This window comes from Pseudomonas sp. JE3303, assembly GCF_056312565.1.
Genome location: NZ_JBWGIF010000004.1, coordinates 56693 through 80328, shown reverse-complemented (window position 1 = coordinate 80328; position 23636 = coordinate 56693). Strand labels below are relative to the sequence as shown.

General features: G+C 63.0%; 19 protein-coding genes. 7 read left to right on the top strand and 12 right to left on the bottom strand.

Annotation, left to right across the window (positions count from 1 at the left end; genetic code table 11):
* The first annotated feature begins 258 nt into the window (after positions 1-258).
* From tauA to tauD, 4 genes are read left to right on the top strand one after another with little or no spacing between them, the layout of a single operon-like run.
* On the top strand, positions 259-1230 hold the full coding sequence (gene tauA, locus AC0ZZU_RS07380; RefSeq protein WP_476339860.1) for a taurine ABC transporter substrate-binding protein: 972 nt from the start codon (positions 259-261) through the stop codon (positions 1228-1230).
* A 12-nt stretch (positions 1231-1242) separates the two neighbouring features.
* Entirely contained in the window at positions 1243-2037 is a 795-nt protein-coding gene (tauB, locus tag AC0ZZU_RS07375; protein WP_476339859.1) for a taurine ABC transporter ATP-binding subunit, read from the top strand.
* Positions 2034-2873, top strand: a complete 840-nt coding sequence (gene tauC / locus AC0ZZU_RS07370) for a taurine ABC transporter permease TauC (protein WP_476339858.1) — start codon at positions 2034-2036, stop codon at positions 2871-2873. The genes tauB and tauC overlap by 4 nt, the downstream gene beginning before the upstream one ends.
* A 46-nt stretch (positions 2874-2919) precedes the next feature.
* The gene (tauD, locus tag AC0ZZU_RS07365; protein ID WP_476339857.1) at positions 2920-3753 is read left to right on the top strand and encodes a taurine dioxygenase; all 834 of its coding nucleotides are present in this window, start codon (positions 2920-2922) and stop codon (positions 3751-3753) included.
* Between the two features lie 39 nt (positions 3754-3792).
* On the opposite strand, the gene betT is transcribed toward tauD, so the two are convergent.
* Together betT and epsC are read right to left on the bottom strand one after the other, a co-directional pair.
* A complete protein-coding gene (gene betT, locus AC0ZZU_RS07360; RefSeq protein ID WP_191622556.1) occupies positions 3793-5757 on the bottom strand; it encodes a choline transporter BetT in 1965 nt (654 codons plus the stop codon).
* Positions 5758-5987: 230 nt separating this feature from the next.
* The gene (gene epsC, locus AC0ZZU_RS07355) at positions 5988-6920 is read right to left on the bottom strand and encodes a serine O-acetyltransferase EpsC (protein WP_476339856.1); all 933 of its coding nucleotides are present in this window, start codon (positions 6918-6920) and stop codon (positions 5988-5990) included.
* Positions 6921-7115: 195 nt separating this feature from the next.
* Here epsC and tcyJ point away from each other — a divergent pair, with 195 nt between their 5' ends.
* The 3 genes from tcyJ to tcyN are packed head-to-tail and all read left to right on the top strand — an operon-like array spanning position 7116 to position 9334.
* On the top strand, positions 7116-7910 hold the full coding sequence (tcyJ, locus tag AC0ZZU_RS07350) for a cystine ABC transporter substrate-binding protein (protein ID WP_476339855.1): 795 nt from the start codon (positions 7116-7118) through the stop codon (positions 7908-7910).
* Positions 7907-8575 carry a cystine ABC transporter permease gene (gene tcyL / locus AC0ZZU_RS07345; RefSeq protein ID WP_476339854.1) on the top strand — a complete coding sequence of 223 codons (669 nt, stop codon included), beginning with the start codon at positions 7907-7909 and terminating at the stop codon, positions 8573-8575. Before tcyJ ends, tcyL begins: the two co-directional genes overlap by 4 nt.
* A gap of 3 nt (positions 8576-8578) precedes the next feature.
* Positions 8579-9334, top strand: coding sequence for an L-cystine ABC transporter ATP-binding protein TcyN (gene tcyN, locus AC0ZZU_RS07340; protein WP_476339853.1), 756 nt, complete (start codon positions 8579-8581; stop codon positions 9332-9334).
* 30 nt (positions 9335-9364) lie between these two features.
* On the opposite strand, the gene AC0ZZU_RS07335 is transcribed toward tcyN, so the two are convergent.
* The 10 genes from AC0ZZU_RS07335 to AC0ZZU_RS07290 all read right to left on the bottom strand — a co-directional run bounded on the left by AC0ZZU_RS07335 (position 9365) and on the right by AC0ZZU_RS07290 (position 23079).
* Positions 9365-12412: an efflux RND transporter permease subunit gene (locus AC0ZZU_RS07335; protein WP_476339852.1), complete on the bottom strand. Its 3048-nt coding sequence runs from the start codon at positions 12410-12412 to the stop codon at positions 9365-9367.
* Positions 12409-13479: an efflux RND transporter periplasmic adaptor subunit gene (locus tag AC0ZZU_RS07330; RefSeq protein WP_476339851.1), complete on the bottom strand. Its 1071-nt coding sequence runs from the start codon at positions 13477-13479 to the stop codon at positions 12409-12411. The genes AC0ZZU_RS07335 and AC0ZZU_RS07330 overlap by 4 nt, the downstream gene beginning before the upstream one ends.
* Entirely contained in the window at positions 13476-14567 is a 1092-nt protein-coding gene (locus AC0ZZU_RS07325) for an efflux RND transporter periplasmic adaptor subunit (RefSeq protein ID WP_476339850.1), read from the bottom strand. Before AC0ZZU_RS07325 ends, AC0ZZU_RS07330 begins: the two co-directional genes overlap by 4 nt.
* A 209-nt stretch (positions 14568-14776) precedes the next feature.
* Positions 14777-15670 (bottom strand): ABC transporter permease subunit, encoded by an 894-nt coding sequence (locus AC0ZZU_RS07320; protein ID WP_476339849.1) that lies wholly within the window; start codon positions 15668-15670, stop codon positions 14777-14779.
* A complete protein-coding gene (locus tag AC0ZZU_RS07315) occupies positions 15667-16587 on the bottom strand; it encodes an ABC transporter permease subunit (protein ID WP_158461525.1) in 921 nt (306 codons plus the stop codon). Before AC0ZZU_RS07315 ends, AC0ZZU_RS07320 begins: the two co-directional genes overlap by 4 nt.
* Positions 16584-17726 carry a polyamine ABC transporter ATP-binding protein gene (gene potA / locus AC0ZZU_RS07310; protein ID WP_476339848.1) on the bottom strand — a complete coding sequence of 381 codons (1143 nt, stop codon included), beginning with the start codon at positions 17724-17726 and terminating at the stop codon, positions 16584-16586. The genes AC0ZZU_RS07315 and potA overlap by 4 nt, the downstream gene beginning before the upstream one ends.
* A gap of 57 nt (positions 17727-17783) precedes the next feature.
* On the bottom strand, positions 17784-18878 hold the full coding sequence (locus tag AC0ZZU_RS07305) for a polyamine ABC transporter substrate-binding protein (RefSeq protein WP_476339847.1): 1095 nt from the start codon (positions 18876-18878) through the stop codon (positions 17784-17786).
* Positions 18879-19042: 164 nt separating this feature from the next.
* The gene (locus AC0ZZU_RS07300) at positions 19043-20140 is read right to left on the bottom strand and encodes a polyamine ABC transporter substrate-binding protein (protein WP_476339846.1); all 1098 of its coding nucleotides are present in this window, start codon (positions 20138-20140) and stop codon (positions 19043-19045) included.
* A gap of 170 nt (positions 20141-20310) precedes the next feature.
* Positions 20311-21672, bottom strand: coding sequence for an aspartate aminotransferase family protein (locus AC0ZZU_RS07295; RefSeq protein ID WP_476339845.1), 1362 nt, complete (start codon positions 21670-21672; stop codon positions 20311-20313).
* Positions 21673-21720: 48 nt separating this feature from the next.
* On the bottom strand, positions 21721-23079 hold the full coding sequence (locus AC0ZZU_RS07290; protein WP_476339844.1) for a glutamine synthetase family protein: 1359 nt from the start codon (positions 23077-23079) through the stop codon (positions 21721-21723).
* Positions 23080-23636: the final 557 nt, after the last annotated feature.

The following is a 23636-nucleotide window of genomic DNA, read 5'->3' as shown; positions in this document are numbered from 1 at the left end:
TCCTTTAGGTTATTTGCAAACGTTTGCCGTCGGAACGCTTTCCAGCATAACGCGACCAACTGAGCTCGCCGCGCCAGAGCCTAGCACCGGGATTCCCTCCCTGCCGCACACCGAGCCTCGAAGGCGGCTGCCATTCGTCGCTACCGACAAAGCAAACAGCTCCTAAGCTAATGCTAAAAAGTTATTTATTTGAGGATTCTTAGATCATTTAGCCTGCACGTCATACAGTCATCCCGATTGCCTGACGAGGGTTCTCTCATGATTCCGCATGCTCCACTGCGCCTGTTCACTGCCCTTGCCCTGGCGAGTGCCAGCTGGTTCGCCCAGGCAGCCGACCTTACCGTGGCCTACCAGACAACCGTTGACCCCGCGAAAGTGGCCCAGGCCGATGGCACCTATGAAAAGGCCAGCAACGCCAGCATCGATTGGCGCAAGTTCGACAACGGCGCCGACGTGATCACTGCGGTAGCCTCGGGCGATGTCCAGATCGGCTATCTCGGCTCCAGCCCGTTGGCCGCCGCCGCTACCCGCAAGCTGCCGGTGGAAACCTTTCTTATCGCCACCCAGATCGGCGCTGGCGAGGCGCTGGTAGCACGCGACAGCATCAAGACGCCGCAGGATCTGATCGGCAAGAAGATCGCCGTACCCTTCGTTTCCACCGGGCACTACAGCCTCCTGGCCGCACTCAAGCAGTGGAATATCGATCCCTCCAAGGTGCAGATCCTCAACCTGGCACCACCGGCGATCATCGCCGCCTGGAAGCGTGGTGACATCGACGCCACCTATGTATGGGACCCAGCCCTGGGCGTGGCCAAGGAAAACGGCAAGGTGCTGATCACCTCGGGCGAGCTGGCGAGCAAGGGCGCGCCGACCTTCGACGCGTGGATCGTGCGCAAGGACTTCGCAGCCAAGAACCCCGAGATCGTCAAGTCGTTCGCCAAGGTGACCCTGGACGCTTACGCCGAGTACCGCAAGGATCCGCAAGCCTGGCTGGCAAACCCGGACAACGTCAGCAAGCTGGCCAAGCTCTCTGGCGCCAAGCCGAGCGATATCCCCGTGCTGCTTGAAGGCAACGTGTTCCCACTGGCCGCCGACCAGGTCAGCGCGCTGGGCGCTCCAACCACCAAGGCCCTGACAGATACCGCCGCCTTCCTGAAGCAGCAAGGCAAGGTCGAAGCCGTGCTGCCGGACTACTCGCCGTACGTCAGCGCCCACTACATCGCCAACTGATCGGAGCCTGTCATGGCCTTGCTTGAACTGGAGCGCATCAGCGCACAGTACCCCGGCGCCGCTGAACCAGTGCTGGCCGATATCAACCTCACCCTCGGGCCACGCCAGTTGCTGGTGGCCTTGGGACCCTCGGGCAGCGGCAAGACGTCGCTGCTCAACTTGATCGCAGGTTTCGTCACGCCCAGCAGCGGTCGCATCACCCTTGATGGCGTTCCGGTGCAAGGCCCTGGCGCCGACCGCGGGGTCGTGTTCCAGGACGACGCCCTGCTGCCCTGGCAGGATGTGCTGGGCAATGTCGGCTTCGGCCTGGAACTGGCGGGCGTGCCGCGTGCCAGGCGTGAGCAGACGGCCCGTGAAATGCTCTCAATGGTGGACCTGGCCGGTTTCGGCGAGCGGCGTATCTGGCAGCTCTCGGGCGGGCAGAAGCAACGCGTGGGCCTGGCCCGCGCGCTGGCAGCCGACCCGCGTGTGCTGTTGATGGATGAGCCTTTCGGGGCCCTCGACGCGTTTACCCGCGAGCAGATGCAGGAGCTGCTGCTGCAGGTCTGGCAGCGTACCGCCAAGCCTGTGTTCCTGATCACCCACGACATCGAGGAAGCGGTCTTCCTGGCCAGCGAGCTGATATTGCTGGCGCCCAATCCCGGGCAGATCGTCGAGCGCCTGCAGCTGGACTTCGGCCAGCGCTATGCCGCAGGCGAGTCGGCGCGGGAAATCAAGTCCGATCCCCGCTTCATCGAAACCCGCGAACACGTGCTGGCGCGGGTCTTCAGCCAACGAAGCGCCGCCCAGCGGCAGGAGTCAGCATGAGCAGCCTGGACCTTCCGGTGGTCGACAAACCCGTGGCTGCCAAGCCGCCCGCCCGTGCGCCACGACGCCCGCTGAGCACGCGCTGGATCAGCACCCTTACCCTGGCAAGCCTGCTGTTGGTGTGGTGGCTGGTGACTGCCGCCGGCTGGATCGAGCCACTGTTCCTGCCCTCGCCCGGCGACATCCTGAGCAGGGCCTCGTCGCTGCTGAGCCAGGGTTACATGGACGCCAGCGTCTGGCAGCACCTGGGCGCGAGCCTGGGCCGCATCGGCCTGGCGCTGGGCGCTGCGGTGCTGACGGCGATCCCGGTGGGCATTGCGATCGGGTACAACCGTATCGCCCGCGGCATTCTCGATCCGCTGATCGAGTTCTACCGGCCGATTCCGCCGCTGGCCTATCTGCCGCTGATCGTGATCTGGTGCGGCATCGGTGAGCTGTCCAAGGTGCTGCTGATCTTTCTGGCGATCTTCGCCCCGATCGCCATTGCCACCGCGACCGGCGTGCGCACCGTCGACCCGACGAAGCTGCGCGCGGCTCGATCGCTCGGTGCGACACGCTTGCAGTTGATTCGTCATGTGATCCTGCCCAGCGCCCTTCCCGATATCCTGACCGGCATCCGTATCGGCCTCGGGGTTGGCTGGTCGACCCTGGTGGCGGCCGAGCTGATCGCAGCCACCAGTGGCCTGGGCTTCATGGTGCAGTCCGCTGCGCAGTTCCTGGTCACAGACGTCGTGGTACTGGGGATTCTGCTGATCGCACTGATCGCCTTTTCGCTGGAGATGGGCCTGCGCGCCCTGCAACGCAAGCTGGTGCCCTGGCATGGGCAAAGCCACTGATTCCGAATGGCCACGCCGACACTTCGGCGCCTGACAAGAGAGCGACATGAGCCTGACCGTTACCCCCCTCAGCCCGGCGCTCGGCGCCCAGATCAGCGGCGTCGACCTGAGCCGCGAGCTCGATGCAACAGTACGCGACGCCATCGAGCAGGCGTTGCTCAAGCATCAGGTGCTGTTCTTCCGCGACCAGCCGATCACCCCGGCGCAACAGGCGAATTTCGCCGCGCGTTTCGGCGACCTGCATATCCATCCGATCTACCCCAACGTGCCGGAGACGCCGCAGGTACTGATCCTCGACACCGCCGTCACCGACGTGCGCGACAACGCCGTGTGGCACACCGACGTCACCTTCTTGCCAACCCCGGCGCTGGGCGCGGTGCTCAGTGCCAAGCAGTTGCCGGCCTATGGCGGTGACACGTTGTGGGCCAGCGGCATTGCCGCGTTCGAAGCGCTGTCCGTGCCCCTGCAGCGGTTGCTGGACGGCCTGAACGCGACGCACGATTTCACCAAGTCGTTTCCGCTTGAGCGATTCGGCAGCACCCCCGAGGACCTGGCGCGCTGGGAGGCCACCCGCCGCAATAACCCGCCGCTCTCGCACCCCGTGGTGCGCACGCATCCGGTCAGCGGACGCAAGGCGTTGTTCGTCAATGAAGGGTTCACCACGCGGATCAATGAACTGAGCGAGCTTGAAAGCGATGCGCTGCTCAGGCTGCTGTTCGCCCATGCCACCCGGCCGGAGTTCAGCATCCGCTGGCGCTGGCAGGAGAATGACGTGGCGTTCTGGGATAACCGCGTGACCCAGCATTACGCGGTTGATGACTACCGACCGCAGCGCCGGGTGATGCACCGTGCCACGGTGCTGGGGGATGCGCCGTTCTGACAGACAAGGCCGCCCCTGCCCGGGGCGGCCTTGTGCGAACTACCTCACCATGTGCAGGAACTGCATATGCCGCTCGTACTGGTCGAGGATGTCGTTGATGATCTGCTCCTTGCTGTAGCCGACCAGGTCATAGTCCTGGCTGCCTTCGCTCAGGTGCACCTCTGCGCGGTAGTAGCGGCGGTTCCTGAGATGATCCTGGCTGCCCAGCCCACCCAGCGCGAACGACGGGGTGAAGTATCCACGCATCTGCACCTGGTAGATGAACGGCTGCTCCTCGCCATGGCCAACCTTGAGGCTGACGTTGTCATGGCTCGGGTCCTCCTGGGTGATGATCGTCAGGCCCTTCTGCTCGAACACCTCCGTCACCTCGGTGATCGCCGGACGCACCACGGTGTCCATGAACCGGTACACCTCGTCGCGGGAGGGGAAATGCACCGCCTGGCTCAAGCGCTGGCGCCAGCCGCCGCGGCCACGCCGCGGGTTGGCGAATGGCGCCAGGGAATGCATCTGTGCAATCTGGCGTTGCGATTCGAGATAGAACGCCTTGTGCAGCCCCCACATCATGGCCAGCAGGATCACCGAGAACGGCAACGACGTCAGTACCACCGCTGACTTGAGCGAATCGATACTGCCAGCGAACAGCAGGCTGCTGGTGATCAGCGCGGTCATGGCCCCCCAGAAGATCCGCAGCCAGTTGGGACCATCCTCATCGGCATTGCCGCCACGGGCCGACAAGGTCGCGAGCACGACGGTACCGGAGTCGGCCGAGGTGACGAAGAACACGAAGCTGATGAACACCGTGATGGCAATCACCGCTTTGCTCCAGGGGTAGGTCTCGAGCAGCAGGTAGAGCGTCATCGACGGGTTTTCCAGTGCCGACTGACCGAGGGCGGTCATGCCATGGTCGAGCACCTGGGTAAGGGCGCTGTTGCCGAAGATCGACATCCACGCCAGGGTGAAGCCCAGCGGGATAAGCAGGACGCCGAAGACGAATTCGCGAATGGTCCGCCCGCGGGAGATCCGCGCGATGAACAGCCCCACGAACGGCGCCCAGGCAATCCACCAGGCCCAGTAGAATACCGTCCAGCCGCCCAGCCAGCCCTTGGCGTCGTTGTAGGCGTAGACGTCGAAGCTCTTGCTCGGCAAAGCGCCGAGGTAGTCGCCGATGTTCTGGATAAGCGTGTTGAGCAGGTGCTGGGTAGGGCCTGCGAACAGTACGAACAGCAGCAGCGCACAGGCCAGGAACAGGTTGATGTCGGACATCACCCGCACGCCCTTCTCGACCCCCGCGACCGCCACGGCCACTGCCGCGCCCATCATCAGGACGATCAGCGCCAGCTGCACCCATTGGGAGTGCGAGATGCCGAACAGGTAGTCCAGGCCCGCGTTCAGGTGCAGCACGCCAAAGCCCATGTCGGCGCCCAGGCCGAACACCGTGGCAATGATCCCGAAGCCGTCCACCGCGTAGCCGATCGGGCCATTGATGCGCTTGCCGATCAGCGGGTAGAGCGCGGATCGCAGGGCCAGGGGAAGATTGTGGCGATAGGCGAAGTAGGCCAGCGCCATGCCGACAAAGGCGAACACGCCCCAGCCATGCAGGCCCCAGTGCAGGAACAGCAACTGCATGGCCTGGCGCCCGGCCTCCTCCGTGCCCGCCTCGCCGATAGGCGGCTGCAGCATGTGGGTCAGCGGTTCGGAGACGCAGAAGAAGAACAGCGTGATGCTGATGCCGGCGGCAAACAGCATGCCGGCCCAGGACAGGTAGCTGAACTCGGGTTCGTCGTGGTCGGCACCGAGCTTGATCTTGCCGTAGCCAGACAAGGCGGTGACCACCACGAAGACCAGATACAGCGTCATGGCCAGCATGTAGTACCAGCCGACCGTGTTTGCCGCCCAGTTCTGCGCGGCGAGCAGCCAGTCACCTGCCGCCTGGGGGTTGCTGATGACGATGATGCCGAATATGAGGATGAAGCTTGCCGCGAAATAGAACACGGGCGGGTTCATGCGAATCTTGCCGTCGACGACAGCGTCCGGTGCACTCATTTCGGGTACACCTCGCACGGGGACGAAGGGTTGGGATTGAACGGGTTCAGCAAAGGGTTTCCTCCTGTTGAACGCCGGCAGCGAACCACCGTTTAACTTGAACAAGCGTTCAAGTTAAACATGAATGGAGGGTGCAATGCGAACCGAGCGGCCCGGCGGCCCAACAATTACGGCCACCTGGAGGGCCCGGATTACTTCTGCGTGCCGTCGTCGTGCTGCAGGTTCGCCTGGGTAAGATTGCTTCCAGGGAGGACACTGCGGGTCAGCCAGACGTTGCCACCGATAGTCGAGCCCTTGCCGATGGTGATGCGCCCCAGGATGGTCGCGCCGGCGTAAATGACGACGTCATCTTCGACAATCGGATGGCGCGGATGTCCCTTCTGCAGTTGCCCTGACTCATCGGCCGGGAAGCGCTTGGCCCCGAGGGTCACGGCCTGATAGATGCGCACCCGCTCGCCAATGATCGCCGTCTCGCCGATCACCACGCCGGTGCCATGGTCGATGAAGAAGCTCGGGCCGATCTGTGCACCAGGGTGGATATCGATACCCGTGGCCGAGTGGGCCAGTTCCGAGCTGATCCGCGCCAGCAACGGCAGGCCGGCTTTGTACAGGTGGTGGGCAAGGCGGTGATGGATCACGGCCAGGATGCCCGGATAGCACAACAGCACCTCATCGACGCTGCGGGCTGCCGGATCGCCGTGATAGGCCGCCAGGACATCGGTGTCCAGCAGGCTGCGCAGGCCTGGCAAGGCGGCGGCAAAACCCTGGATCACGCGAAGGGCGCGGGTATCGGCATCCACCTCGTCGTTCCTGCCCTGGCGGGCGGCGTAGCGCAGTTCCAGGCGCGCCTGCGCCAGCAAGGCGGTCAGGGCGGCGTCCAAGGTATGGCCGACGTAGTAGTCCTCGCTTTCTTCGCGCAGGTCGACGGGGCCGAGCCGCATGGGAAACAACGCCCCGCACAGCTGCTCGAGTATCTGGCGCATGGCCTCGCGTGATGGCAGCTCGCGGCCACCTTGCTCGCCGCTGCTGCGGCCATTGCGGGTACGCCATTGCTCACGGGCGCCGCGCAGGCCATTGACGATGCTCTGCAACTGCCAATGCCCGGATGCTGGATGTTCGCTCACGTTGGTTATCTCCTGCCTGGGCGAGTTGTTGGAAGATTCCTGGGCCAACTCTACGGCAATACGACACCGCAAAATAACAACGGTTTATTCCATCGCGCACTAAGCAAGGCATAAGCAATGAAGAAGTCAGGCAGCGATTTCTCGCCTACCCTAAGGAATTGAACGCCAACCTCCAATTCAAGCGTGGGGCCTGCCATGACGATTTTCGCCAAACCTCTTCTCAATGCCAGCCTGGCCTTGCTGCTGGGCTGCGGGCTGCTCGGCCAGTCGTTCGCCGGCGAACAGCTGAAGACCATCCAGGAAAAAGGCGTCATCAACGTCGGCCTCGAAGGCACCTATCCGCCGTTCAGCTTCGTGGATGAAGGTGGCAAGCTGGCGGGCTTCGAGGTGGAGCTTTCCGAGGCGCTGGCCAAGCAGCTGGGTGTGAAGGTCAAGCTGCAGCCGACACCGTGGGACGGCATCCTCGCCGCACTGCAGTCCAAGCGCCTGGACGTGGTCGTCAACCAGGTGACCATCTCCGAGGAGCGCAAGGCCAAGTACGATTTTTCACAGCCCTACACCGTGTCGGGCATCCAGGCCCTGGTGCTGAAAAAGAAGCTTGAGTCGTTGAAGATCAACGGGGCCGCTGACCTTGCCGGCAAGAAAGTCGGCGTCGGCCTGGGTACCAACTACGAGCAATGGGTCAGGCAGGAGGTCCCCGAGGCCGATGTACGCACCTACAACGACGACCCGGCCAAGTTCCAGGACCTGCGTGTAGGCCGCATCGACGCGATCCTGATCGACCGCCTGGCGGCGCTGGAATACGCGAAGAAGGCCCAGGACACCGCGCTGACGGGCGAGGCGTTTTCTCGACTGGAGTCAGGCATCGCGTTGCGCAAGGGCGAGCCTGAACTGCTTGAAGCCCTCAACAAGGCACTGGACGCGCTGCGGGCCGACGGCACTCTGGCCAAGCTGTCCCAGAAGTACTTCGGCGCCGACGTGACTAAATGATCGCAGAAAGCCTGCAACTGGCCATCGACTCCGCGCCCTTTCTGCTCAAGGGCGCGTACTTCACGGTGGTTCTGAGCGTCGGCGGGATGTTCTTTGGCCTGCTCATGGGCTTTGGCCTCGCGCTGATGCGCCTGTCGCGCTTCTGGCCGGTCAACTGGCTGGCGAGGGTCTACGTGTCGTTCTTCCGCGGCACGCCATTGCTGGTACAGCTGTTCGTCATCTACTACGGCCTGCCGCAGGTAGGCCTTGAGCTCGACCCATTGCCCGCAGCGCTGATCGGCTTTTCGCTGAACATGGCCGCCTACACCTGCGAGATCCTGCGGGCCGCCATCGGCTCGATCGACCGTGGCCAATGGGAAGCCGCCGCCAGCATCGGGATGACCCGCGGCCAGGCGATGCGCCGCGCGATTCTGCCCCAAGCCGCGCGCACCGCCTTGCCACCATTGGGCAACAGCTTCATATCACTGGTGAAGGACACTGCCCTGGCTGCCACCATCCAGGTGCCCGAGCTGTTCCGCCAGGCCCAGCTGATCACCGCACGCACCTTCGAAGTATTCACCATGTACCTGGCCGCCGCGCTGATCTACTGGATTCTGGCGAGCATCCTCGCGCACCTGCAGAACCGCCTGGAAGCGCGGGTCAACCGGCATGACCAGGAGCAATAGCCCATGATCGTCGTAGAGCGCCTGAGCAAGCAGTTCAACGGCCAGACCGTGCTGGACGGCATCGACCTGCGGGTCGAGGCCGGCGAGGTGATTGCCATCATCGGGCCCAGCGGCTCGGGCAAGACCACCTTCCTGCGTTGCCTGAACCTGCTGGAAACCCCCAGCGGCGGCAAGATTCGCGTGGGCGATATCAACATCGACGGCGACCGGCCCCTGACCAGCCAGCAAACTGCGATCCGCCGCCTGCGCCAGCAAGTGGGCTTCGTGTTCCAGAACTTCAATCTCTTTCCCCACCGCACCGCCCTCGAGAATGTCATCGAAGGGCCGGTGATCGTGAAGAAGACCCCGCGTGACCAGGCACTTGCCCTGGGCCGCAAGCTGCTGGCCAAGGTTGGCCTGGCGGGCAAGGAAGACGCCTATCCGCGTCGGCTCTCGGGTGGGCAACAGCAACGTGTGGCCATCGCCCGAGCGCTGGCCATGGAGCCACAGGTGATCCTGTTCGACGAGCCCACCTCCGCGCTCGACCCTGAGCTGGTGGGCGAGGTGCTGGCAACCATCCGGGGCCTGGCCCAGGAGAATCGCACCATGATCATCGTCACCCACGAGATGAGCTTTGCCCGCGATGTGGCCAACCGGGTGATCTTCTTCGACAAGGGGGTCATTGTCGAACAAGGTGATGCCAAGGCCCTCTTCGCCAATCCCAAGGAAGAACGTACCCGGCAGTTCCTGAGCAAGTTCCTCGATACCTCCGCCCCGTGAACCGGTCCTGGTATCGACTCCCTGGAGCCCTTACTCTCGCTGCGGCTCCTTGATCTTGTACCAGGCCACATACAGCGCCGGCAAGAACAGCAGGGTCAGCAGCGTGGCGCTGACGATGCCGCCGATCATGGCGTAGGCCATCGGGCCCCAGAAGACTTCGCGGGCGATGGGGATCATGCCAAGGCTGGCCGCGGCGGCGGTCAGGAGGATCGGGCGGCGACGGTGGTTGGTGGCTTCGAGCACGGCGTCCCAGGGCGTGTACCCCTGGGCCTCGAATGCGTCGATCTGGGTCACCAGGATCACCGAGTTGCGGATGATGATGCCGATCAGCGCGAGAATCCCGAGAATCGCCACAAAGCCCATGGGCGTGCCGGTCGGCACCAGCGCTACCACGACACCGATCAACCCAAGCGGCGCCACGCTGGCCACCAGGAACAGCTTCTGCACGCTGTGCAGCTGGATCATCAGGAACGTCGCCATCAGGAACAACATCAACGGCAGTACCTTGGCGATCGGGCCCTGGGCCTTGCCGCTCTCCTCGACCGTACCGCCCGTGGCGACCTCGTAGCCGGGCGGCAGCTTGCCCGCGAACTCTTCGATCCTGGGCTTGAGTTGCGCCACCAGGTCAGTCGGCTGGATCTCTCCGTTGACGGCAGCCTTGATGGTAATGGTCGGCTTGCGGTCGCGGCGCCATACCAGTGGCTGCTCGAGCTCGTAGCGCACGGTAGCGAAGGCCAGTAGCGGGATGGAGGTTCCGCTCGGGCTCACGATCTGCAGGTTCTGCAAGGTCTCCGGCGAGCCGCGCTCACTGTCGTCGGCGCGGGCGATCACGTCGACCAGGTAGATGCTGTCGTTGACCTGGGTCACCGGCGCGCCGCTGACGATGCTGTTCATCACGTCGGCAACATCCTCGGACGACAAGCCGAGCTGGCGCGCCTTGTCCTGGGCGATTTCGACGCGCAGCACCTTGCCCGGCTCGTTCCAGTCGTAAATCATCTCGCCGATGTGCTCGTCGCCGTCAAGCAGGGTGGCCAGGTCAATGGCGTGCTTGCGCACCTGGTCGATGTCCTTGCCGCTGACCCGGTACTGGATCGGCCGGCCCACCGGTGGCCCCATTTCCAGCGACTGGACGAATGAGCCGATGCCGACGAAGTTCTCGCGCAGGCGCTTCTGCAGCCGTCCCATCAGCTCGCCGCGCGACTCCAGCCCTTTGCTGACGATCACCAGCTGCGCGTAGTAGGGGTTCTGCAACTGCTGGTCCAGCGGCAGGTAGAAACGAATCGCACCCTGGCCGATGTAGGTGCTCCAGTGCGCAATGTCCGGGTCGTCCTTGAACGTCGCTTCAAGGCGATCGACCACGCGGCGGGTTTCTTCGATCGAGGCATTCTGCGGCAGGTTGATGTCGACCAGGATTTCTGGCCGGTCCGATGACGGGAAAAACTGGTTCTGCACGAAGCGCATGCTGAACAGCGCCAGGGCGAACAGCAGCACGGTGCCGATGATCGTCAGCCAGCGGTGGCGCATCGACCACTCGAGACTGTGCTCGAAGGCCCGTCCGATACGCCCTGGCTCGGCATCATGGGCTTTGACCTTGGCGCTGAGGATATGCACCCCCAGTACCGGCGCGAAGAATACCGCCACCACCCAGGACACCAGCAGCGCCACGGCAATGACCGCGAACAGTGTGAAAGTGTACTCACCCGCCGAACTGGCGTTCAGGCCGATCGGCACGAAGCCTGCGACGGTCACCAGGGTGCCCGTGAGCATGGGGAAGGCCGTGGAGGTGTAGGCAAAGGTTGCCGCGTCCTCCTTGCTGTCGCCCATCTCGAGGCGCGTGACCATCATCTCGACCGTGATCATCGCGTCGTCCACCAGCAGCCCCAGTGCGATGATCAGTGCCCCGAGGGAGATCCGCTGCATGGTGATGCCGCTGTACTCCATGAACACGAACACCATGGCGAGCACCAGCGGGATCGAACAGGCCACCACCAGCCCGGCGCGGACCCCAAGGCTGATGAAACTGACCACCAGCACGATGATCACCGCCTCGAACAGCGCACTGGTAAAGCCACCGACCGCTTCCTCCACCACCACCGACTGGTCTGACACGGTGTGCACGCCGACGCCAACCGGCAGCTCGGCGGTGATGTCTTGCATCTTCTGCTTGAGCTGCTCGCCGAAGACCTGGATGTTTCCGCCATCCTTCATGCCAATGGCAAGGCCGATGGCGGTCTGGCCGTTGTAGCGGAACATCGGCGCGGGCGGGTCTTCGTAGCCTCGCTCGATGGTGGCGATGTCGGCGAGGCGGAAGAAGCGGTCGTTGATGCGCAGGTTGACCGCCTCAAGGTCTTTCTCGGACGCGAACTGCCCGGTGGTCCGTACCGAAATCCGCTCGGGCCCGGCCTCGATCACCCCGGCTGGAGTAACCGCGTTCTGCGATTGCAGGGCTTGCAGGGCCTGCCGCTGGTCGATACCCAGCGCAGCGAGTTTGCGGGTCGAGAACTTGAGGTAGAGCACCTCGTCCTGGGTGCCGACCATCTCGACCTTGCCGAGGTTGGGCACCTCGCGTACCTCTGCCCTGACCTGTTCCACGTAGTCCCGAAGCTGGCGCATGGACAAGCCGTCTGCGGTAAAGGCGTAGATGGAGCCGAACACGTCGCCAAACTCGTCGTTGAAGCCCGGCCCCTGGATGCCCTGGGGGAACTCGCCGCGGATGTCCTGGATCTTCTTGCGCACCTGGTACCAGATCTGCGGGATGTCGCCCGCGCTGGTGGTATCGCGCAGATAGACATAGACCGTGGATTCGCCAGGACGGGTGTAGCTTTTCACATAGTCGAGCGAGTCCAGCTCTTCGAGCTTCTTCTCGATGCGGTCGGTGACCTGATAGAGCGTCTCGTCCTGGGTCGCGCCGGGCCAGCGGGTCTGGATGACCATGGTCTTGATGGTGAACGACGGATCTTCCTCGCGGCCCAGGTTCATGTAGGAGAACACGCCCATCAGCAAGCCGACGAACATCAGGTACCAGACAAAGGATTGGTGCTTGAGCGCCCATTCCGAGAGGTTGAAGCTTCCTTTCATCGCGGGTCTTCCTCGCTGACGATGACCTTCTGCCCAGGCGTCAGGCTGTTGACCCCGGCCGTGACCACGCGCTCGCCCGGCTGCACGCCGGAGGCCAGGATGATGGCGTCGGCCGTGCGGTCGAGCAGGGTGACATCACGGCTCGATACGGTGCTCTGCTGCGGGTCCACTACCCATACCTGGGTCTTGCCATCGCGCTCCAGCAACGCAGTGCGTGGCAGTTCGATGCGTGGCGAGACCGCCGACGTCAGCGTCACGCTGATGGCCGTGCCGAGGTAAAAGGCGTTGGGCGTGTTGTCCAGCGTCAGGCGCGCGCGCCGGGTGCGGGTCGCGGCATCGGCCTGGGGTTCGAGCTCGCGCAAGCTGGCAGTGGTGTTGATGCCGGGTTCCAGCTGCGAGGCCACGGTGAATTTCAGGTCGGTGGTGAGCTGCTCGGCCAGATAAGTCGGCAGGTCGATGACCGCTTCCTTGATGTCCGGCCTCGCTAGGGTCACGACTTCCTGGCCGACACTGACGGTCTGCCCCGCCTCGGCATGCCAGGCCGTCACCACAGCCTGGTGATCGGTGCGCAGCTCACTGTAGCCGAGCTGATCGCGCGCCTGGCTCACGGCCGAGCGCGCCTGCTCCAGTGAGGCACTGGTGGTTTTCAGGTCGGTCTGGGCGATGTCCAGCTGGGCCTGGGCGCCGACACCGCGGTCATACAATTGCTGCTGGCGGCGGGCATCGGCCTGGGCGTTGATCCACTGCGCCTGGACCCGCGCCAGGTCGCCTTCGGCGGCCCGCAGCTGGTTTTGCTGATCCGTGGGGTCGAGGCTGGCGAGGGTATCGCCCGGCTTGACCTGGGCGCCGACGTCCACCCAACGGCGGGCAATGCGGCCCGACACGCGAAAACCCAGGGTGCTCTCGTAGCGAGCCTGGATACTTCCGGCAAAGCGCCCGAGTTGCGCCTGGCCCCGGGGCTCCACCAGGGTCGAGAGTACCGGCCGCACCGGGTCGGGCTTTTCCTCATCCTTGCCGCACCCGGACAACAGCGCCAGGGCGGACAGCATCAACGCCAGGCGCTTCATGGCGGACCTCCACCGGCTTGCGGCGCGACACGTTCCACCTGCATGCCAGGGTGCAGCAACTGGCCGCCGCTGAGCACTACCTGTTCGCCGCCCTTGAGGCCATCGCTGATCATCACCTTGCCGGTGAGGTAGCGTGACACCTGCACCGGGCGCAGTTCGACCTTGTCGCCCTCGCCCACCACCCAGACAGCAGGATCGTGCAGCGCCTTGGTCAGGGCCGACCAGGGCAGCTCGATACTTGGCTTGCCCTGGCCGCTGGCCGTGGCCGTTACCGGTGAGCCCAGTTCCATGCCAGCTGGCACGTTGCGCAGGGCGACCTTGACCTGCACCGTGCCGCTTTCGGCTGATACGGTTGGGGTGATCTCGCGGATATGGCCTTCGGCCTGGACCTTGGGGTTGTCGAGCAGGCTGACCATCACGACGTTGTCGCTCGGCGGGGCGACCAGAAGGGATTCGTAGACGTTGAACACCGCGTCGCGGTCGCCATCACGGGCGAAGCTGAATATCGGCATGGTCGCTTGCACCACCTGCCCGACTTCGGCCTGGCGCGCGGTGATCACGCCGTCGGCGACGGAAACCAGCGCCGTATAGCCCAACTGCTCCCTGGCATTGGCCAGTTGCGCCTGGGCGGCCTTGAGCGCGCTCTGGCTACCGCGCAGGGCGGCCTGGGCGGAATCGTATTCGCTCTGGCTGGTGTAGCCCTTGGGCAAGAGTTTCTGCTGGCGAACGAAGGCGGCGCTGGTCTGGGTAACCCGCGCCTGTGCGGCGAAGACTTCGGCCTTGGCCGAGTCGACATTGTTCTGCAGGTCCTTGGGATCCAGTCGCGCCAGCACCTGGTTGGCCTTGACGTGATCGCCCACGTCCACCGAGCGGGAGATGATCTTGCCGCCCACGCGGAATGACAGGTCGGCTTGCACCCGCGCCTGTACGTCGCCGGTCAGGGTGACGGGCGCGGCGAACTCGCTGGATTGCACCTGCATGACGCCGACCCTTGGCAGGTCGGCGGGTGCCGGCTTGTCTTCCCCACAGCCCGAGAGCACGAACAGCAGCCCCAGGCAGACCACCTTCAACGGACGCCACATGGTCATGGCTGCTCCTTGCTTGTGCCTGAACTATCAGGGAATGCGACTGTTAGCGTAGATCAGGGTTCCGTGGAGGGTAGTAGAGCGAGTCTGAAGAACAACGCTGGACTGTGTGGGAGCTGGCTTGCCAGCGAATCGGTAGGCCAACACCTAGCCAATTGGTGTACTGGCTGGACTGGCCTCTTCGCTGGCAAGCCAGCTCCCACAGGAGTGTTTTACACCGAGACCGGCGCCACGGCCGGGCGCCGCACCTCAGGCTGTTTCCAGTTCCCCGCGGCACTCTCCTCGATCGCCTGCTGGATCGCACGGCGGCGGCGCTCTTCGGCCTGGCGACTGAAGTACCAGACCAGGAAAGTCACCAGCGACACCGACAGCAGGATCAAGCTGGCCACGGCGTTGATCTCGGGTTTCACACCCAGGCGCACGGCCGAGAACACTTCCATCGGCAAGGTGGTGGAGCCTGGCCCGGAAACAAAGCTCGCCAGCACCAGGTCGTCCAGCGAAAGGGCAAATGACATCATGCCGCCCGCCGCCAGCGATGGCGCGATCATCGGGATGGTGATCAGGAAGAATACCTTCCACGGCCGTGCACCCAGGTCCATGGCCGCTTCTTCGATCGACAGGTCAAGCTCACGCAGGCGCGCCGACACCACCACGGCCACATAGGCCGCACAGAACGTGGTGTGTGCGATCCAGATGGTCACGATACCCCGCTCCTGAGGCCAGCCGATCAGCTGGGCCATGGCCACGAACAGCAACAGCAGCGACAGGCCGGTGATCACCTCGGGCATCACCAGCGGCGCGGTGACCAGGCCACCGAACAGCGTGCGCCCCTTGAAGCGGGTGACCCGGGTCAGCACGAATGCCGCCAGGGTCCCCAGCGCCACGGCCGCGACTGCGGTGTAGCAGGCGATCTCCAGCGAGCGCATCACCGAGCCCATCAGCTGGGTATTGTCGAGCAGGCCGACGTACCACTTGACCGACCAGCCGCCCCACACCGTCACTAGCTTGGAGGCGTTGAACGAATAGATCACCAGGATCAGCATCGGCAGGTAGATGAACACCAGGCCCAGCACCAGCATCAGCTTGGAAAAACCGAAGCGCTTCATGCCCTGCCCTCCATCTCTTTGGCCTGGCTGCGGTTGAACAGCAGGATAGGCACGATCAGGATCACCAGCATCACCACCGCCAGGGCGGACGCCACCGGCCAGTCACGGTTGTTGAAGAATTCCTGCCACAGCACCTTGCCGATCATCAGGGTCTCAGGACCGCCAAGCAGCTCGGGAATCACGAACTCGCCCACCACCGGGATGAACACCAGCATGCAGCCGGCGATGATGCCGTTTTTCGACAGCGGCACGGTGATCTTCCAGAAGCTGTTGAACGTGCTCGACCCGAGGTCCGACGCGGCTTCAAGCAGGCTCTGGTCATGTTTGACCAGGTTGGCGAACAGCGGCAGGATCATGAACGGCAAGTACGAATAGACGACGCCGATGTACACCGCGAGGTTGGTGTTGAGGATCTGCAGCGGCTGGTCGATCAGGCCCAGCCACATCAGGAAGCTGTTGAGCAGCCCGTTGTTGCTGAGGATACCCATCCAGGCATAGACGCGGATCAGGATCGCCGTCCAGGTCGGCATCATGATCAGCAGCAACAGCACCGTCTGGGATTCCTTGCGCGCATTGGCGATGGCGTAGGCCATCGGGAAGCCGATCAGCAGGCACAGCACGGTACTGATGAAAGCCATCTTCAACGAGCCGAGGTAGGCCGCGATGTACAGCTCGTCCTCGGTGAGCAGGCCATAGTTGGCCAGGTTGAGGACCAGCTGGATCTTGTCTTCGACGTAGCTGTAGATCTCGGTGTACGGCGGGATCGCGACATCGGCTTCGGCAAAGCTGATCTTCAGGACGATGAAGAACGGCAGCATGAAGAACAGGAACAGCCAGATGAACGGCACGCCGATCACCAGGTGCCGCCCCTCCGGGGTCAGGCGCTGGAAGGCTCGCTTGAGCTTGCGGACTTTCATGACCGCAGGACCACGCCGCTGTCGTCTTCCCACCAGACGTAGACCTGGTCACCCCAGGTCGGCCGGGCGCCCTGGCGCTCGGCATTGGCGACGAACGACTGGACTACCTTGCCGCTGGGCAGCTCGACATAGAACACCGAGTGGCCGCCCAGGTAGGCAATGTCGTGGACCTTGCCGCGCGACCAGTTGTATTCGTGGCTCGGCTGCTGGGTGGTGACCAGCAGTTTTTCGGGGCGCAGCGCGTAGGTGATGCTCTTGTCCTCGACCGAGGTGCTGACACCGTGGCCGACGTAGATGCTGCGCTCAAGCTCCGGGCTGGCGATCAGCGCGTGGCCTTCGGCATCGTCGACCACTTCGCCGTCGAACAGGTTGACGTTGCCGATGAATTCGCACACCAGACGGCTGGTCGGCGTCTCGTAGACGTCCACCGGCGAACCGATCTGGGCAATCCAGCCCAGGTGCATGATGGCGATGCGCTGGGCCATGGTCATGGCCTCTTCCTGGTCGTGGGTCACCATCACGCAGGTCACGCCGACACGCTCGATGATCTCGACCAGTTCCAGCTGCATCTGCGAGCGCAGCTTCTTGTCCAGCGCGCCCATTGGCTCGTCGAGCAACAGCAACTTGGGACTTTTGGCCAGGGAGCGGGCCAGGGCGACCCGCTGACGCTGGCCCCCGGAGAGCTGGTGGGGCTTGCGCTTGGCGTACTGGGTCATGTGCACCAGCTTGAGCATCTCGCCGACACGGGCCTCGATGTCAGCCTTGGACATCTTGTCCTGCTGCAGCCCGAAAGCGATGTTCTGCGCCACGGTCATGTGCGGGAACAGCGCGTAGGACTGGAACATCATGTTGATCGGACGCTCGTACGGCGGCATATCGGTGATGTCCACGCCGTCGAGAAAGATCCGTCCTTCGGTCGGGCGCTCGAAACCCGCCAGCATGCGCAGCAGGGTGGACTTGCCCGAACCCGAGCCGCCCAGCAGGGCAAAGATCTCGCCCTTGCGGATTTCCAGGGACACATCGTCCACGGCGACCGTTTCGTCGAACTTTTTCGTCACCCTGTCGATCTTGACCAGCACCTGCTTGAGCTGCTGGTCGCCTTCGAGGGCTTTCTTATAGGCACCGGTGGCAACTGCCATGAGTGAAACTCCCAACAAGATTTTAGCGCCCGCCCCTTGCACGGCGGGCCTGGATTTTTACTTGCCCGACTTGACCTTGGTCCAGCTGCGGGTCATCAGGCGCTGCACCTTCGGCGGCAACTCACTGTTGACGAACATCTTGTCCAATACGTCCTGCGGCGGGTAAACCGCGGCGTCCGTCCTCACGGCCTGGTCCATCAACTCGCCAGCCTTGGGGTTCGGGTTGGCATAACCGACATAGTCACTGACCTGGGCGATCACCTCAGGTTTCAGCAGATAGTTGATGAGGGCATGGGCCTCCTTGACGTTCCGGGCGTCCTTGGGAATCGCCAGCACGTCGAACCAGAGGTTGCCGCCTTCCCTGGGAATGGCATAGGCCAGGGTCACGCCCTTGCCAGCTTCCTCGGCGCGGGCCTTGGCCTGGAATACATCGCCGGAGAAGCCGGCAGCCACGCAGATGTCGCCGTTGGCAAGGTCGGTGATGTACTTGGACGAGTGGAAGTAGGTCACGTACGGGCGCACGGCCAGCAGCTTCTTCTCGGCGTCGGCGTAGTCCTTGGCATTGGTGCTGTTGGGATCCCGGCCCATGTAGTTGAGGACCGCCGGCAGCATTTCGTCAGCCGAATCGAGGAAGGCAACGCCGCACTTGGACAGCTTCTTCATGTTCTCGGGCTCGAACAGCACCGCCCAGGAGTCGATGGTATCGACGCCCAGCGCAGCCTTGACCTTCTCGACGTTGTAACCGATGCCGTTGGTGCCCCACAGGTAGGGCACGGCGTAGGCGTTGCCTGGGTCGTTCATTTCCAGGCGCTTCATCAGCGCAGGGTCGAGATTGACGTAATTGGGCAGCAGGTTGCGGTCGAGCTTCTGGAATGCGCCCGCCTTTATCTGCTTGCCAAGAAAATGGTTCGACGGCACGACCAGGTCATAGCCGGTACGACCGGCCAGCAGCTTGCCTTCGAGGGTTTCGTTGGAGTCGAAAACGTCCTGCACCGGCTTGATGCCAGTCTCTTTTTCGAAATCCGCGAGCGTGTTCGGGCCGATGTAGTCCGACCAGTTGTAGAAGTGCACCGTGGGCGCCGCTTGGACGCTGAAAGCCAGCGTCAGACCCGCTCCGGCCAGCATGGCCTTGCGAAAGATGGAAATAGACAAGTGGGAGGTCCTCACAATAGTGCCCGTGGTCACGGCAGCACACCTGCCGCACAAGCAAAACCGGCGCGCAACTTACATGCGCTGCCTCGATGCAGCAAAACAAATTTGTCTTGGCACGCTCGCACGAGCCGCCCTGGGGCGGCACATGCGAGTACAGCCGGGGCTTACTTGCCCGACTTGATCTTGGTCCAGCTGCGGGTAATCAGGCGCAGGGTGCCTGGCTCCAGGTCGCTGATCGCGTACAGCTGCTTTTTCACTTCATCCGAAGGATAGATGGCCGGATCGCCGGTGATGTCCTTGTCCACCAGCGGCGTGGCCGCCTTGTTGCCGTTCGGGAAGCGCACGGCGTTGGTGATCTCGGCCATGACTTCAGGCTGCAGCAGGTAGTTCATGAAGGTGTAGGCGGCATCGAGGTTGGCAGCATCCTTGGGGATGGCGACCATGTCGTAGAAGGTGCCTGCGCCTTCTTTTGGAATGGTATAGGCCAGCTTGACCTTGTCGCCCGCTTCGTGGGCGCGTGCCTTGGACTGCTCGAGGTCGCCCGAGTAACCCACGGCGACGCAGATGTTGCCGTTGGCCAGGTCCGAGATGTACTTGGATGAGTGGAAGTAGGCGACCGAAGGACGGATCTTCATGAACAGGTCTTCGGCGGCCTTGAGATCAGCCTTGTCCTTGCTGTTGGTCGGCTTGCCAAGGTAATGCAGCGCCGCCGGGATCATCTCGGTCGGCGCGTCGAGGAAGCTCACGCCGCAGCTCTTGAGCTTCTCCATGTTCTCGGGCTTGAACACCACGTCCCAGGAATCGATCTTGTCGACGCCCAGCGCGGCCTTGACCTTCGCGGGGTTGTAGCCGATGCCGATGGAGCCCCACATGTAAGGGAAGGCGTGCTTGTTGCCCTGGTCGCTGGCGTCGCCAACGGCCTTGAGCAGGTCCTCGTCGAGGTTCTTCCAGTTAGGCAGCTTGGACCTGTCCAGTTCCTGGTAGACGCCGGCCTTGATCTGCTTGGCCAGGAAGTTGTTCGACGGCACGACGATGTCGTAGCCGGACTTGCCCGCCAGCAGCTTGGCTTCGAGGGTTTCGTTGCTGTCGAAGACGTCGTAGACCACCTTGATGCCGGTCTGCTTCTCGAACTTGGCCACGGTGTCGGCTGCAATATAGTCAGACCAGTTGTAGACGTGCAGCACCTTGTCATCCGCCTGAGCGGCAGTGGTCATGGCCCCCATCAGGGCTGCGGCCAGCAACGTCTTGCCCATTTTCATCATGCGTCATGCTCCGGAATTTTTTGATTAGCCATCGATTCAGCAGCCAGGGTCCGCGGTAGACGCCTCGATCGACTGAAACAGCCCCATAGTCTGGCAAGTTACAAGGCGCTGTTTCAAGGAAAGCAGGACCTTGTAACCGCTTAATGTCACAACGCTAGCCTAGCAGGCGGTCAACGGACCGCTTCGAGGGTCAGGTCCAGGCATTTGCGGGCTTTTTCAATCAGCTCGTCGATCTCCTCGAAGCTGATCACCAGCGGCGGCGCGATGATCATCGTGTCGCCGACCGCGCGCATCACCAGCCCGTTCTCGAAGCAGAAGTTACGGCAGATCATGCCTGCGCCCTTGCCCTCGAAGCGGCTGCGGCTTGCCTTGTCCTTGACCAGCTCGATCGCGCCGAGCAGGCCCAGGCCGCGAACCTCACCCACCAGCGGGTGATCGCCAAGCTCGCGCAGACGCTTTTGCAAGTATGGTGCCGTTTCTGTCCTGGCCTTTTCGACGATCTTCTCGTCCCGCAGGATGCGCAGGTTTTCAAGGCCCACGGCCGCCGCGACCGGGTGACCGGAATAGGTGAAGCCGTGATTGAAGTCACCGCCCTCGCTCAACACGTTGGCCACGGTGTCACGAACGATCACGCCGCCCATGGGGATGTAACCGGAGGTCAGCCCCTTGGCGATGGTCATCAGGTCCGGTTTCAGGCCGTAGTAGTCGGAGCCGAACCACTCGCCTGTACGGCCGAACCCGCAGATAACTTCGTCCGCGACGAAGAGGATGTCGTACTTGGCGAGGATCTCCTTGATCTTCGGCCAATAGGTATCTGGTGGAATGATCACTCCGCCGGCGCCCTGGATCGGCTCGGCAATGAAAGCCGCGACCTGGTCTTCGCCGACCTCGAGTATCTTTTTCTCCAGCTGCTCTGCCGCCCAGATGCCGAATTCATCCGGGGTCATGTCGCCGCCTTCACCAAACCAGTAGGGCTGCGGGATATGCACGATGCCCGGGATCGGCAGGCCGCCCTGCTCGTGCATGCCGCTCATGCCGCCAAGGCTTGCACCCGCCACCGTGGAACCATGGTAGCCATTGACCCGGCCGATCAGCGTCTGCTTGTTCGGCTTGCCCTTCAGGGCCCAGTAATGGCGCACCATGCGCAGCACGGTGTCGTTGCCTTCGGAGCCGGAGCCGGTGAAGAACACATGGCTCATGCCTTCGGGCGCGACCTGGGTGATCGCCTTGGCCAGTTCCAGCGCGGGAGGGTGTGCGGTCTGGAAGAACAGGTTGTAGTACGGCAGCTCGCGCATCTGTTTTTCCGCCGCCTGCACCAGCTCTTCGCGGCCATAGCCAACTGCCACGCACCACAAGCCTGCCATGCCGTCGAGGATCTTGTGACCTTCGCTGTCCCACAAATGCACGCCCTGGGCGCGGGTAATGATGCGCGGCCCCTTTTCCTTCAGCTGCTTGTAGTCGCTGAAAGGTGCCAGGTGATGTTCGCCGCTCAGGGCTTGCCATTCACGGGTTTGCGGGTTGTTGGCGCTCATGTGCTTCTCCGTTTTCCGACGGCCGCGCTCCTGCGGCTTCAGGGTTGATCAGACGGCAAACAGCAGGAACTCGCGTTCCCAGGAGCTGATTACCCGTTTGAAGTTTTCGTGTTCGGCTCGCTTGGTCGCCACGTACCCTGCGATGAATTTCTTGCCAAGGTATTTTTCCAGGGACCGGCAGTTCTCCATCCGCTCCAGCGCATCCTCGAGGGTCAGCGGCAGGCGCAGGTTACGGCGCTCGTAGCCACGGCCCTGGACCGGTGCGCTCGGGGTGAGGCCCTCGACCATGCCGATGTAGCCGCACAGCAGACTCGCGGCGATCGCCAGGTATGGATTGGCATCGGCGCCCGGCAGGCGGTTCTCGACCCGGCGGTTCTGCGGGCCGGCATCGGGCACGCGCAGGCCTACGGTGCGGTTCTCTTCGCCCCACTCGACGTTCACCGGCGCCGAGGTGTCGGGCAGGAAGCGGCGGAACGAGTTGACGTTGGGCGCGAACAGCGGCAGCACTTCGGGGATGAACTTCTGCAGGCCACCAACGTGGTGAAGGAACAGCTGGCTCATGCTGCCGTCTTCGTTGGAGAAGATGTTCTTGCCGGTGTTCACGTCGATGATGCTCTGGTGCAGGTGCATGGCGCTGCCTGGCTCGCCGGTCATGGGCTTGGCCATGAAGGTGGCGGCGACGTTGTGCTTGAGCGCGGCCTCGCGCATGGTGCGCTTGAACACCAGGATCTGGTCGGCCAGGTGCAGGGCATTGCCATGACGGAAGTTGATCTCCATCTGCGCCGTGCCGTCTTCGTGGATCAGCGTGTCGAGATCGAGGTTCTGCAGTTCGCACCAGTCGTAGACGTCTTCGAACAGGGGGTCGAATTCGTTTGCAGCTTCGATGGAGAACGACTGGCGGCCCGTTTCAGGACGGCCCGAGCGGCCAATCGGCGGCTGCAGCGGGAAGTCCGGATCTTCGCAGCGCTTGGTCAGGTAGAACTCCATCTCGGGCGCCACGATGGGCTGCCAGCCTTTCTCGGCATAGAGCTTGAGCACCTTCTTGAGCACGTTGCGCGGCGACAGCTCGACCGGATTGCCCATCTTGTCGTAGGTGTCGTGGATCACCTGCGCGGTCGGCTCTATGGCCCAGGGCACGAGAAACACCGCGTTCTCGTCAGGGCGGCAGATCATGTCGATGTCGGCCGGGTCGAGCAGTTCGTAATAGATGTCGTCGTCGACGTAGTCGCCGGTCACGGTCTGCAGCAGCACGCTCTCGGGCAGCCGCATGCCTTTTTCGGCGATGAACTTGTTGGTCGGCGAGATCTTGCCGCGGGTGATCCCGGTCAAGTCGCTGATCAGGCACTCGACTTCGGTGATCTTGTGTTCTTTCAACCAATCGGTGAGCTGGTCGAGGTTGCTACTCATAAAGACCTCAGGAGGTAATGCCCTTGCCGTCAGGTTCGGGCGCTGTGCGCCGCCGTTGCGCCGCGTTGTACCGCCCACAGGACGGTATCTGCCATTCTGGCTGGCATTGCGGTCTCGTGGCAAAGGCTCGGGGACAACAAAATGCGGTCGTCGGCAGTCGCGCTATATTGGGAAGGCAGGCTTTGCAGAAGGGTGACGGGATGAGATGTGTCCGAGCCGTCAATTATTGCGGCCAGGCGGGGCATTTTTGCCGGCCAGGTGCTGGCGGCAGCGCCGATCGATGACGGGCGAGACATGTAACCCCCGATGTTTTTATGCTGTTATGGGTTGAGGTCGAGCTTAGCCTTGTTCATTTTTTTTCACAACAACCCTGTAAAAAATAAAACACGGCCTGCCTGGATAGCTCTTTTCAGAAGAAATAGCGGATAATGGCTTGCCCTGATTTGCAGCAAAATGGCCGTCGCAGTGCCATTTCGGGGCATCAATGGGTTGACTTGACTTCACAAAGCCTTTCCGATTGACTGGCACTGCAAGCCCCCCTTGATTGATATTTTTAA

Coding starts and splice junctions, on each gene's coding strand:
- AC0ZZU_RS07320 (WP_476339849.1), bottom strand. CDS start 15,670: ATGAAGCGCTTCGGTTTTTCCAAGCTGATGCTGGTGCTGGGCCTGGTG.
- tcyN (WP_476339853.1), top strand. CDS start 8,579: ATGATCGTCGTAGAGCGCCTGAGCAAGCAGTTCAACGGCCAGACCGTG.
- potA (WP_476339848.1), bottom strand. CDS start 17,726: ATGGCAGTTGCCACCGGTGCCTATAAGAAAGCCCTCGAAGGCGACCAG.
- AC0ZZU_RS07325 (WP_476339850.1), bottom strand. CDS start 14,567: ATGACCATGTGGCGTCCGTTGAAGGTGGTCTGCCTGGGGCTGCTGTTC.
- tauD (WP_476339857.1), top strand. CDS start 2,920: ATGAGCCTGACCGTTACCCCCCTCAGCCCGGCGCTCGGCGCCCAGATC.
- betT (WP_191622556.1), bottom strand. CDS start 5,757: ATGAACCCGCCCGTGTTCTATTTCGCGGCAAGCTTCATCCTCATATTC.
- tcyL (WP_476339854.1), top strand. CDS start 7,907: ATGATCGCAGAAAGCCTGCAACTGGCCATCGACTCCGCGCCCTTTCTG.
- tauC (WP_476339858.1), top strand. CDS start 2,034: ATGAGCAGCCTGGACCTTCCGGTGGTCGACAAACCCGTGGCTGCCAAG.
- AC0ZZU_RS07290 (WP_476339844.1), bottom strand. CDS start 23,079: ATGAGTAGCAACCTCGACCAGCTCACCGATTGGTTGAAAGAACACAAG.
- AC0ZZU_RS07335 (WP_476339852.1), bottom strand. CDS start 12,412: ATGAAAGGAAGCTTCAACCTCTCGGAATGGGCGCTCAAGCACCAATCC.
- AC0ZZU_RS07295 (WP_476339845.1), bottom strand. CDS start 21,672: ATGAGCGCCAACAACCCGCAAACCCGTGAATGGCAAGCCCTGAGCGGC.
- AC0ZZU_RS07330 (WP_476339851.1), bottom strand. CDS start 13,479: ATGAAGCGCCTGGCGTTGATGCTGTCCGCCCTGGCGCTGTTGTCCGGG.
- tauB (WP_476339859.1), top strand. CDS start 1,243: ATGGCCTTGCTTGAACTGGAGCGCATCAGCGCACAGTACCCCGGCGCC.
- tauA (WP_476339860.1), top strand. CDS start 259: ATGATTCCGCATGCTCCACTGCGCCTGTTCACTGCCCTTGCCCTGGCG.
- tcyJ (WP_476339855.1), top strand. CDS start 7,116: ATGACGATTTTCGCCAAACCTCTTCTCAATGCCAGCCTGGCCTTGCTG.
- AC0ZZU_RS07300 (WP_476339846.1), bottom strand. CDS start 20,140: ATGATGAAAATGGGCAAGACGTTGCTGGCCGCAGCCCTGATGGGGGCC.
- AC0ZZU_RS07315 (WP_158461525.1), bottom strand. CDS start 16,587: ATGAAAGTCCGCAAGCTCAAGCGAGCCTTCCAGCGCCTGACCCCGGAG.